Origin of the sequence: Nitrosomonas sp., assembly GCF_022842015.1 — a bacterium.
Taxonomy (GTDB): Bacteria; Pseudomonadota; Gammaproteobacteria; order Burkholderiales; family Nitrosomonadaceae; genus Nitrosomonas.
The window spans coordinates 1-13,207 of the sequence record NZ_JALHQJ010000083.1 but is presented as its reverse complement, the minus strand read 5'-3'; the positions used below and the strand labels follow the sequence as shown (position 1 = coordinate 13,207).

Genomic DNA, 13,207 nt, shown 5'->3' with positions numbered 1-13,207 from the left:
CCGTGCACGACTGCCCGATCCATGCGGTTAAACACGCCATCCATGATCTCCTGCGTCAGGGCCACTGCGCCAACTGGCACAAAACCGCCGGATAACGCCTTGGCCATGCATACCATATCAGGCTTCACACCCCAGTGTTCAATAGCCCAGAATTTTCCGGTACGCCCAAGGCCGGTTTGAATTTCATCAGCGACAAACAATGTGCCATATTTTTTACATAAGCGCTCAACCTCAGACAGATAATTATCATCCGGGATATTTACCCCCTTGCCCTGAATTGGCTCGACAATAAAAGCGGCTACATCACGATTACTTAGAGCTTTTTCCAATGCCACGAGATCATTAAATGGAACCGAACCGCAATCCTGCAGCAACGGGCCGAAGCCATCCTTAAAAATCTGCTCGCCATTCAACGACAAAGCCCCCATCGTCAACCCATGATAGGCATGATCACAACAAACAATCCGATTGCGCTTGGTGACGTAACGCGCAAACTTTATCGCTCCTTCAACCGCCTCAGTACCTGAATTACAAAAAAATACCCGCTCCAGATTATCCGGCGTCGTGGCTAAAATCTCCTTGGCCAATAAGCCACTCAAAATCGACACATCCATTTGCACCAAATCGGGCATATTAAGCGCCAATACTTCTTTTAACGCATTGACAATGGTCGGATGGTTGCGGCCAAATGCATATACGCCAAAACCGCTCAACAAATCGAGGTATTCATTACCGTGTTCGTCATACAGATATTGCCCCGCCGCACGTTCATAATTGCGGTCATAGCCAATCGTTTTCAGAACCCTAACCAACTGAGCATTCAAATACCGATCGTGCAAGTCGAATTTATCGGTACGATGTTGCGATAACAGGTTGGCTATACTAAAAGACATGAATGACCTCTGCATTAAAAAAACTGCCAGAAAAACTGGAAGCTAGTGTCTACGGGTTCCCTAAAAGAAAAAACAAATACCGCCCCATGGCGGGGTCACTGCAACAAAAATTAGCGTAGATCATACCATTCATCCGCTTATCTTTGCTGCTAAAAACACAGCATGATAGGTTCATGGCATCCACCAAAATGACAAGTTATTCCGGTGAGATCTGATGTAAAAGAATTATAAACCCAATCGACTCAGTGATATTTGGTACGACAAAATTGTGATCAGCTAACATCCAGAATTCTTCTGTTCAATGCAATACTTCATTACCAATCCAATTTTCGCTAAAGCCGTAGATATTACTTCCAGAAATTGAGCGCATATATTTTATTATTAAGTATTTTTAATTAGAACTAGGATGTAACATATAAGTTTGCTCCCATGGTTCCTGAGTTGTATGCTAATGAATCTTTACAGAGGAGATAGATCATAGGTCAAATAAAAAGGATCGGCACTAAAATCATTGCGTCCTGCATCCTAGCTACAGTTGTCGGTTGCGCGTCATTTGGATCATGGACCATGACCGGAGAGCGCATCAATTACAATGCTGCACTGCAAGTCACTAATGATGAACAACTATTGCTGAACCTGGTTCGGCTCCACTTCATGGATTCTACGTCATTTATTGAAGTCAGCAGCATCACGGCACAATCTTCGTTCCAATCGGGCCTCCAAGGCGGAAGGATAGCGCTGCCTAGTATCGCACCCATGTTCGGCATAACCGGCAACTTAGGCTATTCCACGCAACCAACATTGGTTTACACACCCCTGCAAGGCGAAAATTTCATTCGTCACCTGATGGCTCCACTCACTATAGAAAGATTAGCCTTGCTTTATCACTCAGGTTGGGATATTGAACACCTGTTCTCTCTATGCTTGATAGAAATCAATGAGATTAACAATATTAGCCGAGTATTATATTCCGATTCCATTTCAAATCACGAAATTCACAAATTTGACCGCATAGTAAAGCTGCTGGGTAAAATAGACGCTCGCGGCGGACTTGATCTCTTGTTAGGGTCTGATCCCAATGACACTAATCCACAGTATTTTTTACATATCAAGTCGGACATTCTGAAAAACTCAGAAACACAGAGTATTATTCAACAGCTTGATCTTAACCCTAAACAAACATATTATCGGATAGCGTATCCTACTATTCAAACCGAAAAGGAACCCAGACAAGATACCATATATATAAGACCTCGCTCAGTGCTTGGTATTATGTATTTTCTCTCGCAATGGGTTGAACATGACCATGGTCATGGAGACGACGGGCACTATGTGACGCCACAATTCCCCAATGTGGGAAAACCTCGTGATTTTCCATTTAGCATCAAATCACAATCAGCACGACCAAAACAGGCTGCTGTTGCGGTCTACTACCGTAATCAATGGTTTTACATTGATGATGCTGATTTAGGGTCAAAAAGCATATTTTCTCTTTTGACCCAGATCTTTGCTTTACAAGCTAGCCCTGTTCCTGTGACACCTCCGGTATTAACGTTACCGGTAGGCCGATAAGAGATTTTATGAGCTTGTATAAAGAGTCAATTTTCACATAATGCTATATGTTTATTTCCCAATTGCCAGATTAGCAGTCTTGAGATCAGGCCTTACATTTGACACTTCTACTTTATTGTTCTTTTAATCTTCGATCAGCTTAACCGCAGGATTTCTCTAGATGAAGATGATTTTGTTAATGACAACAATGGAAGCCGAATCCAGGGCAACCGCTAAAAGATATACCAGAAAAGTAAAAGCACGCGGAAGAAAGACAAAGATATCAAATGTAAAACACCGATCGTTTCTGCGATTTACCGTACCTGTCGCGATATAGTTTGAATGCTGATTAATCGGTATCCTTCAAAGGTCAGCAGCTGCGGAAAGCTGGCTGCACTGGAATCGTAATACCATTCTTCAATGTTGCGCTCAATAGCGCTGGAAATAACTTGTATAGATTCTGGCTTACCACATTTCTTCAATACTACATATTTGGCGTCTCCGAGCGCTACCAGATTCGAGCCACACCGCATAGTATCGCTCGCATACGTCACGGGGGCACCATATAGCATCAATAAAATGGATAACTGGAAAGCATTGCGTCTTGACATATTTTAGTGAAACTCCAACCCTTCAAGGGTAGGTATATTTCTTGAGTTAACATTCAAAACCTAAGAAATTTCTTAAAATGCTGCAATGAACGAAAAAATTCTGCGATTATTGCATTAACAGTAGGCCGTTACATTTTGCTAATCGCAACATATGTAAGCCATTCTCGATATTTAGGAATCTGGCATCAGATGCTGCTGGTCCACTGAATTCTCCGGACGGAGCATTGCCACGTCTCCTCGCTGAGTAATATACGCGGATTCATGGGATCAGGTCTTACATTTGACATCGTTAGACAGCCACAAAATCATAGTTGCCGTTTCACTTAAAGAAATTGCATTAGCTTGTCTTATTAGCAGCCGAAAACGTTGCATTGTCAGGATTAGCAGAAAAGAAACAACTTCAATCTGAATTTATTCTGATTCCGGTATTGTAGATAAATGCTGAACAATCTGTTTCTTAGCCGGAATATTAATTATTCTGGCGGTTCTTTCTTCAGATTCCTTGATGCCGATATGAAAGCCTGCAAAACCTGGCATAACCACTTGGTCAATCGCCATACCAATAATTCGACCATTATAAGGTGAGATTATTTCACTGCGCATATTAGTAATGGGGTCTGTGACGATGCCCAGGATATCATTTTTGTTAATCTTATCTCCCAAATTGACATTGCCAAGCAGAATACCGCCATGATTTACGCGCACCCACGCTGAATGATAGTAAATTGAATCTGGAGTTTCTAATGGTTGAGCAGTTTCTAACATATTCATCCTATCCAACAGAGTTTGAATACTTTTAACGCCGTATCGAACGGCGGGTTCTTGCAATGTCATGGATTTTCCTGCTTCTAAAGTCACCGAAGGAATCCCAATATCGACTGCAGCATGGCGCAGCATCCCTACTGAACCTTCACTATGAAGAATGACAGAGATACCAAAAGACTGAGCAAATTCAGCTACGCCCGGTTGCAGTAGATTAGCTCTAACCTGCGGTAGATTGGTTCGATGCGCTGAACCTGTATGCAAATCAACGAGAAAGTTACAATGACTGATGATTTCTTTAAAAAATGAATAGGCAATCCGTGCAGCAGAGCTGCCGTGAGGATTCCCCGGAAAAAAGCGATTAAGGTCGCGGCGGTCCGTCAGATAACGGGATGAGCGCTGGAAGCCTTGCAGATTCACAATCGGCACACCAATGATCGTTCCGGATAATTGTTTGGGATCAGCACCATAAAGTACACGCCTTACAATCTCAATGCCATTTAGCTCGTCGCCATGAATCGCAGCTGTCAAGCACAGCACAGGCCCTTCCTGAGCACCGTTGACGACAAAAATAGGGGTCGGCGTGGAAAGACCATCTGAAGATTGATTAGGCTGCCACGATAACCGCATCGTAGTTGCTGGTGGTACAGCTGTATCCAATAACACAAATGCTGTTTTTGGTTGTTCTAAGAATTTAGGTTCGGAAGTATGTGCTACAGAAGAATCAATTATGGGATCAGAATCCATAATCAACTCATTGCTGATGCTATCAGGGTTAAATGTTTGCTGTGAAAACCCATTGATTGCAGTCAATAGAAGGATTAGGCCAACGACTTTTTTTAACATTGCGCAATCACCCTATTAAATAAACTACCTGCACTAAATATTAACAACCTGTTTCTTAAGCGACCAAATACTAAATTTAATTACAATATACTGTAATTAAATGGTATTGAAAAATTAAAACAAAGGTTAATTTACATTACAATTCGTTGTGTCATATATATACAACATGATCACTGAATTGGAACGGAAAAACTGAGTAAGCTTTTGTTATTCTATAGACTTTTCTATGATGTTGCGGGGTCTTTGTGGCACAAGCATTGTTAACACCAACATGCACCGCAAACCAGAGTAATAATGTGCTATCCAGTTGATCTCATACATGAGATGTCGGACTGAGGTATTTTATGAGACGCATTCTCTGAGCAATCACTAAAAGACATATTGCATAGGCAAAAACAGCACCCGCCAAACCATTGAGCTACATTTCAGAGTGATACCACTCCCTGACGAGGTCGTGCTAAGAGGGCAATATCCGAGTCAATACTCGGATGATTTTTTGTATCCGTCTCATGCACATGTTTCATTTGCGTTAAAATTACAGTTTTAAGCAGCCTTTATTCGGCAACTACGCGAGAACTTAACTTGATTTCCTCTAATTCTGATCATCCTGATACACAACAATTATCCTATCGTGACGCTGGTGTAGATATCGATGCTGGCGATCAACTGGTTGCAAATATCAAACCGTTTGCCAAACGCACGTTACGTCCTGAGGTAATCACCGGAATTGGCGGTTTTGGTGCATTGTTTGAAATTCCCAAGAAATATCAGAGCCCTGTTTTAGTTTCAGGGACAGATGGTGTAGGCACCAAACTTAAACTGGCGTTTCAGCTTGGCCGACACAACACGATAGGTATCGATCTGGTCGCGATGAGCGTAAACGATATTCTGGTGCAAGGTGCTGAGCCGTTATTCTTCCTCGATTATTTTGCCTGCGGCAAATTGAATGTAGAAACAGCGACTGCGGTTGTTGGCGGTATTGCCAAAGGCTGTGAATTGGCCGGCTGCTCATTAATCGGCGGTGAAACGGCAGAAATGCCCGGAATGTATCCAAAAGATGAGTATGATTTGGCTGGATTTGCCGTCGGAATTGTTGAAAAAGACCAAATTATTAACGGAAACACGATCCAAGCTGGTGACATCGTGCTTGGGCTTGCTTCCAGTGGCGCACATTCCAATGGATATTCGTTGATTCGTAAGGTCATTGAGAAAAATCGCGTCGACCTATCCAGCGACTTGGATGGAAAGACCATTGCTGACATTATCATGGCACCGACGCAGATTTATGTACAACCCATATTGAAGCTGATCCAACAATTACCTGTTAAAGGGCTGGCGCACATTACCGGTGGAGGATTAATTGAAAATGTGCCGCGTATTCTGCCTGATCAATTCATGGCCGTATTACACAAAAATTCTTGGGAAATGCCGCCGCTATTTCACTGGCTGCAACAGCAAGGTAATGTTGCAGAATCCGAAATGGCGCGAGTGTTCAATTGCGGAATCGGCATGGTGATTGTGGTTGCTCCCGGTGATGTTGATAGCGCAATCCAGAGTCTGCGTGCTGAAGGTGAAACAGTGTGGCAAATTGGTGAAATCAAGTCACGCACATCTAATCAAACAGCCACTGTTATAGTTTAATGTATCGCCATTAGAATATATGGAATCACTGGTTATCTTGATCTCCGGCCGCGGCAGTAATATGCAATCCCTGCTGGAAGCAAGAGCGCAAATCGATGACATTACAGTCATCAGTAGCGATCCCGATGCATTGGGTTTAGAAACCGCCAAAAGATATGGTGTTAACACGAATGTGATTGATCACCGCTCCTACGCCGATCGGCAAACATTTGATACTGCACTGGCAGAATGCATTGACGCGCATCAGCCGAAATTGGTTGCGCTGGCTGGCTTCATGCGTATACTGAGCGATCGCTTTGTGCAACGTTATCAAGGCCGATTAATGAACATCCATCCTTCATTGTTACCCGCATTTCCGGGTTTAGGAACGCATGCACGCGCACTGCAAGAAGGCATTAGAATCCATGGTTGCACAGTACATTTCGTCACTCCGCAACTGGATCACGGCCCTATTGTAATTCAAGCAGCTATTCCTGTATTACCCTGGGATACCGAAGAAACATTAGCCATTCGGGTTCTACAGCAAGAACACCATATCTACCCCCGAGCTGTGCGCTGGTTTATGGAAGATCGGATTAAATTAATTGAGAATCATGTTGAAGTACTAGATTCCAGCTTCTGTGAAATTACGCTTTATTCGCCAGGATTATCCGAATGAAATTCATACTCGTAGTTCTTCTACTAGGAATATTAAGTTCTTCAGTTTCTGTTTATGCAACGGATATACCTTCTCGCATTGAAATCAATTATGCCGTGACGACAGATATCGGCGAAGGAGAAATCAATGAGGTGATGGAAATCAAACATACCGACAAAGGCAATAGTTATAGTATTAATAGCGAAGCGCAAGCCACTGGAATTTTCAAGCTGTTAGAACCCAATAGGATCGTGCGACATAGCGAGGGGATGATTACGGAAGGCGGGCTAAAACCCACTCGCGCTTATGAAAAACGTGGAAAAAAAGAACCTAGCTTGGCTATATTTAATTGGAATAATCACACGATTACTTTAAGCCATCAGAAACGGGAAATACAAGAAAAATTACCCAAAGATACTTTAGATCGGCTAAGCTTATCTTATAATTTTATGTTTACTCCCTTGCCTAAGTACCAGGTAGAACGTCATATAACAAATGGACATAGTTTGGTGTTGTCGCGTTATGCCATCACCAAAGAAACACTCAAAACTCCGATTGGAAAGATGAAAACCATTGTATTGACCCGGCAAGAGGATAAAAACTCCAAGCTTAAAAGAGTCATATGGCTTGCTTTAAACAATCATATGCTGCCTGTTCGCATTGTTTCGACAGAAGAAAATGGCCGTCAAATCGATAAAATAGTCACCGGAATTAATATCAGTTACAAAGCCAATCAATAATTCGATCATTCAGCTACAACTACACATCAGGAAATCAATGCATTTCACGCCTTCTCAACTGGACGCAGTTGTTGTTGCCATACGTACTGTACTTCCTCTGGAATATCCGGCTGATGGGATCTTGCGGCGTTTCTTCCAAGATAATCCTTTGTTAGGAGCACAGGATCGCGCATTCATTGCAGAAACAGTTTTCGGCATTCTGCGACACCGTTTTTTTCTTGAAAGCTTGGTGAAAATTGTAACACCACGCGCATTAGTATTAGCGTATTTAGTTAAACTTCAAGGAATGAATTTACGCGAATTGGCGTCGCTGATCAGCGAAACCGAAATAAAATGGTTGTCAGAAATCAAAGCTATCAAACCGGATGCATTTCCTCTAGCAACTCAGGCCGAATTCCCTGCATGGCTGGTAGAGAAATTACAACATTTCATGTCGGATACAGACATTCTTGATTTGGGACTCTCGCTACAAAAATCCGCGCCGCTGGATCTCCGTGTTAACACAATCCTCGCCAAACGCAGCGAAGTGCTGGAATTACTCGAGCAGGAGGGTATTGATGCCCAAGCGACACCTTACTCTCCTTGCGGCATCAGGCTTGCCGGAAAACCTGCGATCAATCGTCATGCACTTTTTTTATCGGGAAAAATAGAAGTGCAAGATGAAGGAAGTCAATTACTTGGCTATTTATTGGCGCCCAAGCGCGGCGAAATGGTTGTCGATTTTTGCGCAGGCGCAGGTGGAAAATCGTTGCTGCTGGGTGCTTTAATGAATTCAAAAGGGCGCATTTATGCGTTCGATGTCTCTGAAAAAAGACTAAACAATTTGAAACCGCGCTTCAAACGCTCTGGTCTATCTAATTTGCATATACAGCGAATCACCAATGAGAATGACATAAAGATCAAACGATTGGCTGGAAAAATTGATCGCGTATTAGTCGATGCTCCTTGCAGCGGACTCGGGACTTTGCGTCGCAACCCCGATTTAAAATGGCGGCAATCGTCACAAAGCATTGATGAACTCAAAACCAAACAAGCTGCTATTCTCGCGGCAGCCGCCAGTTTACTAAAACCGGGCGGACGATTGGTGTATGCAACATGCAGCTTTTTACCGGAAGAAAACCAAACTGTCATTAACGAATTCCTGGCTGCGTACCCTCAGTTTAGCTTGTTGAATTGCACCGAACTGTTGTCTCATCAAAAGATACCACTGGATACCGGTGAATTTTTGCAATTATTTCCCAAACCACATCAAACGGATGGTTTCTTCGCCGCAGGTTTAACACGAAGTAATTCGGTAAAACCAGAATAAAGATTTAACAAACCAATGAAAAACGTTTTCTAAGCAACTGATGCAAAGCGAAAGGGGTGAAAATGCACAGTTCATGCATAATGAGCATTTGCATTTGTTTTTGTTTTTAACATCACAGCAGCAATGCAGAAAATTTTTTGACAGGCTACGATGCAGTAATTTCTCTTTTGTCACTGGCTGATTGCAGTAAAATCGGCAAAATAATCAGAACACACACCAAAGTCAGTAGCAATCCGATAGTTAACAACTGCCCCATGCTGGATGTTCCTTGGTGAATAGAAAATATAAGACTACCAAATCCTGCCAAGGTTGTTAACGCACTGAAGAAAATGGCACGTGCCGTGCTGGTATGCAGTAGATTTTCATAGCCCACGCCGGTATTCCGACTTCTGTATACCATATGCAAGCTACTGTCGATACCAATTCCCAGTAATAACGGCAACGCAATGATATTGGCAAAGTTAAACGATAGGCCCATGAATACTGTGCCGGCTCCGGTCAATAACGCCGCAAGCAATAATGGAATTAATACCAACAAGGTAGAAGCAGCGCTTCGAAGCATAATCCAGATCGTCAATATGACTCCAATCAGTGCAAGCGAAAATGCATGAAAAAATGCATCTACTACGGCTTCCCCAGCTTCCAGGCTAATTACAGGAACACCGGTCGCATTTGGTGTGATTTTTTGTACAGCACGAACAAATCTACGCAAGGCATCATTGTCATTAATATTTTCAGATGGATAAACCGCAATTCGATACACATCATCATTACCATGCCAAAGCTCAGTCACCGATGCAGGCAATGCCTCTTGTTCAAATGGTTGTGCCTCCAAAGCCAACTGCAGACGATGGATAGAGCCTGGCAATAAACTCAACAAATCATTATTAACCGTAAACAATAATTGTTCTTTCGCTTCTCCACTTTCCAACACAGGTTTATCCAGCTTCGCTATTAGACTGGCAAGCGAACCCTCTAATGCACGAGCAGGTAGAACGCTCATATGTTCCGGATTCTCAGTAACAAATTGATTTAATGCAGTTCTTAATTGATCCAACGCCATTCTCTGCTCCGAAACCGTATGAGGACTCGGAATCAAAAATGCTGTAGTGGAAAAAGAAACAGGCCCCAGTATCATTGCCATTTCCTCGATCAAAAGACTTTTCTCTTCTTGTTCCTCCGGCACCAGATCCAATATGCTGATCACTCTTTTAACTTCGGGCAAGATCCTTAGTTGCTGTGCTATTTCTCTTATTTGCTGAACATCATCCACTAATACATTGATATGCCAAGGTGAATCTTCCGCATCCTCCAGCAATTCCTGAAAGGTTTGAACTGATTCTGCGTGCGGATTATTTAGATTCAATAAATTGTAATCGAATTTGATATGTGGCAACGCTAAGATAGAAGCCAGGACAGCAATGATGGTAACGCTATACACAAGCTTTCGCGAACGCCTTGGTAAATCCAGAATTTTATTAATTGATCGAACGGAACGCGATGACTTTTTAATATGAATTGGGAAAAACCTTTGCAAGGCGGGTATCATCGTCACCGTAATCAAAAAACTTATGAGCATACCCGTTCCCGAGATTAAACCCAGCTCTGCAACACCTCGATAGGTCGTTGGCATAAAGGCATAGAAACCTATCGCGGTAGTCAGCGCACAGATAAGCAGCGATTGCCCCATATCACCACCCGTTTTATATACTGCTTCGGGAACAGTCTGATCAGGCTTTCTGATTTCCTCAAGTCTGAGTAGGAAATGAATCGCAAAATCAACCCCCAGACCTATATATAACACTGCGAACGCAATGGAGATCAGGTTTAGATGACCGACAGCAACGGTTGCAAAAGCGGCTGTTAGCAATAAACCGAGCAGTAAACTCACTATGATGGTGAATATTGCACCTGCTGAGCGAAATGCAATTAGCAGCACCACAGCAACCATGATGAGCGCCAATAACCCGGCGTCTTGAGCACCGTGCATTGCACTATTGAGTTCATCATGAGCCAGCGCCACCTCTCCTGTAATGCGCAATTTTTCAGTTGCATCTGGAGCAAATCCCATACCCTTCGCCGTAGTACGAATCGCGTCAATAGGCCCTTCAGCAGCAAAAACTTGAGAATAGTCGAGCTTTGGCTGTACGATAATTAATTCCTGGTAGGTGTCTTTTTGTTCTTCGCCCCCTAATAAAGCCTGCCATGATAGCGCGCGAGATTTACCCGCAAGCCGCGCATCCAATGTTGCGCTGATACCACTGAATACTGGCTCCAGCTCTAATTTACGCCCCTTGCGTAATTCTTCAACGGCATCCGTCAGAACCGAAGAAAAAGTGAATAAATTGGGATTATCTGCCAAACGTGCGACCAGTGGCTGTGCCGCAGCCAAATAATCGGTAATTCGGCTTAGCTCAGACAAATCCTTGTAGAACAGCCCATTCTGTTCAAAGAAGGGTTCACCCGTTAAATAATAAGTACTAGGAAATTGTGCAACATCATCTTGCAAATAACGAGTAAAACGTTTTGCTGCTATATGCGCTTGCTCAGGTGTTGGAGCATCCAATACCAGCAACAGCGTGTCTTCGTATTGAGGAAATGATTGTAGATACCGGATATGATTTGCGCGAAAAGGAACATCTTCGGAAAGCATATCGGTTGTATCCGTATGAACACCAAGATTGTTAACTATATAAAACGCGCCTAGTGTAACTACAACTAGTATGAGCAGAATAATCCAGATAGCGTAGCGATAAGATATGCCTGCCCAACGAGCAAAAAAACGATAACTAGAACTCGATGAACTAGTCACGTCTTATCAATCTTTTGGAGGAAAGAGATAAAAATCATTATGGGTTCTGTCGCGTCAGCGCAACCTTTTCCTTGAGCATTTCGATCAGCGCCTGAAAGCCATCCCGTTGCAGAATGGCTCGATATTCACCGCGTTTTATTGCCAGATCACTCACACCGTCAAACAGGATGTTAACGATACGCCAATCCCCTGCAACTTGATGCAACACATAATCAAAATTTACCGTACCGCCATCCGACTTGGTTAATTGACTCCGCACCAACACTTGATCTCGCGGCAAGGTACGTTGCTCGATAATCTGAAATTGTTCACCCTCATGCTGAACAAAACGCCCCGCATACGTTGCTATACTCAATTGACGAAAAGTTTCAACGATTAGATCCTGTTGTGCATTATCCAGCTGCGACCAATAAGTCGCGCCCAATATTGTCTTAATAATCAGATCAATATCATGAGTTTGATCAATGACAGGCTGCAAGTATTTGAAGCGCTCGTCGTAACTGAATTTTTCGCCTTCTCGCATAACATCGAGTAGAGATGATTGCAAATGCACTACTACCTGTTCCGGACTACCTATTTCTGAATTGGATGAACTCAATGCTGCAGGAACTGGTAGCAGCACCACTAAAATCAGATACCATCCTATCAATTTAAGTATTTGTTTTACTTTCATAACGACGATCTTTCCACAAAGCACGTTCCCCCCTCCGATACCGCAATGCTGACGTCCAAGTCATGGCAAGATACAAAATACCGATGATCGGCAAGGTAATCCCCCAAAGCGGGGAACGCTGATAATAAATTAAAGTAGGTAAATAAGTAAAAAACATAGCAGCCCATGCCAGAATACTCACTAGATAAATTTCCAAGTAAGACGAGAACATAAAAGCAAAAGGTGCTACCAAAAACATGGAAATCATGATCAATGTACAGATAATCAGCAAAATGGGCGAATATTTTAATTGCGTATATGCAGTGCGCGCGACCATTTCCCAGATTGGTTTTAGTTTATGATAGCCGCGATGACTACGTGCTCCATGGCTAAGCCCTATAAAAGTACGTAACCCGGCACGCTTAATATGCGCAGCCAAAGTACAATCATCAATCAACGCATCATGCAAATTGGCAAAAGCACCCGTGGAACGCAATACTTGTGTTTTTACCAAAATACATCCGCCTGCGGCGGCGGCAACGCGTGATTCCGGCTTATTTGCTAGCCCAAATGGATATAATAGTTTGAAGAAGAAAATAAATGCTGGCATCAATAAGCGCTCTACAAAATTATCCATAGGCGGCTTAGCCATAAGTGATACCAGTGCCAGGTTCTCATTACACGCTTTTTGCCGTAACTCAAAAATAATTCCTGGGGTCAGTTCAATATCAGCATCCAGCAACAATGTATAAT

General features: G+C 43.0%; 11 protein-coding genes. 5 read left to right on the top strand and 6 right to left on the bottom strand.

Annotated features, from left to right (window positions below):
- The coding region (locus tag Q0C11_RS13005) for an aspartate aminotransferase family protein (protein WP_293008658.1) at window positions 1-893 on the bottom strand (893 nt) is incomplete at its 3' end.
- Between the two features lie 567 nt (window positions 894-1,460).
- Here Q0C11_RS13005 and Q0C11_RS13000 point away from each other — a divergent pair.
- Window positions 1,461-2,465 (top strand): hypothetical protein, encoded by a 1,005-nt coding sequence (locus tag Q0C11_RS13000; RefSeq protein ID WP_293008656.1) that lies wholly within the window; start codon window positions 1,461-1,463, stop codon window positions 2,463-2,465.
- A gap of 293 nt (window positions 2,466-2,758) precedes the next feature.
- On the opposite strand, the gene Q0C11_RS12995 is transcribed toward Q0C11_RS13000, so the two are convergent.
- Together Q0C11_RS12995 and Q0C11_RS12990 are read right to left on the bottom strand one after the other, a co-directional pair.
- The gene (locus tag Q0C11_RS12995) at window positions 2,759-3,055 is read right to left on the bottom strand and encodes a DUF2845 domain-containing protein (RefSeq protein WP_293008654.1); all 297 of its coding nucleotides are present in this window, start codon (window positions 3,053-3,055) and stop codon (window positions 2,759-2,761) included.
- 411 nt (window positions 3,056-3,466) lie between these two features.
- Window positions 3,467-4,663, bottom strand: a complete 1,197-nt coding sequence (locus Q0C11_RS12990; protein ID WP_293008652.1) for a succinylglutamate desuccinylase/aspartoacylase family protein — start codon at window positions 4,661-4,663, stop codon at window positions 3,467-3,469.
- 582 nt (window positions 4,664-5,245) lie between these two features.
- Here Q0C11_RS12990 and purM point away from each other — a divergent pair.
- The 4 genes from purM to Q0C11_RS12970 are packed head-to-tail and all read left to right on the top strand — an operon-like array spanning window position 5,246 to window position 8,990.
- Window positions 5,246-6,304: a phosphoribosylformylglycinamidine cyclo-ligase gene (gene purM / locus Q0C11_RS12985; protein WP_293008650.1), complete on the top strand. Its 1,059-nt coding sequence runs from the start codon at window positions 5,246-5,248 to the stop codon at window positions 6,302-6,304.
- A 19-nt stretch (window positions 6,305-6,323) separates the two neighbouring features.
- A complete protein-coding gene (gene purN, locus Q0C11_RS12980; protein ID WP_293008648.1) occupies window positions 6,324-6,962 on the top strand; it encodes a phosphoribosylglycinamide formyltransferase in 639 nt (212 codons plus the stop codon).
- On the top strand, window positions 6,959-7,681 hold the full coding sequence (locus Q0C11_RS12975; protein WP_293008646.1) for a DUF3108 domain-containing protein: 723 nt from the start codon (window positions 6,959-6,961) through the stop codon (window positions 7,679-7,681). The genes purN and Q0C11_RS12975 overlap by 4 nt, the downstream gene beginning before the upstream one ends.
- Window positions 7,682-7,718: 37 nt before the next feature.
- Window positions 7,719-8,990 (top strand): RsmB/NOP family class I SAM-dependent RNA methyltransferase, encoded by a 1,272-nt coding sequence (locus tag Q0C11_RS12970; RefSeq protein ID WP_293008644.1) that lies wholly within the window; start codon window positions 7,719-7,721, stop codon window positions 8,988-8,990.
- A 145-nt stretch (window positions 8,991-9,135) separates the two neighbouring features.
- On the opposite strand, the gene Q0C11_RS12965 is transcribed toward Q0C11_RS12970, so the two are convergent.
- The 3 genes from Q0C11_RS12965 to Q0C11_RS12955 all read right to left on the bottom strand — a co-directional run.
- A complete protein-coding gene (locus Q0C11_RS12965; protein ID WP_293008642.1) occupies window positions 9,136-11,802 on the bottom strand; it encodes an MMPL family transporter in 2,667 nt (888 codons plus the stop codon).
- A gap of 37 nt (window positions 11,803-11,839) precedes the next feature.
- A complete protein-coding gene (locus tag Q0C11_RS12960; RefSeq protein WP_293008640.1) occupies window positions 11,840-12,475 on the bottom strand; it encodes an ABC transporter substrate-binding protein in 636 nt (211 codons plus the stop codon).
- A partial coding sequence (locus Q0C11_RS12955; protein ID WP_293008638.1) for a glycosyltransferase occupies window positions 12,453-13,207 on the bottom strand: 755 nt, incomplete at its 5' end. The genes Q0C11_RS12955 and Q0C11_RS12960, both read right to left, overlap by 23 nt.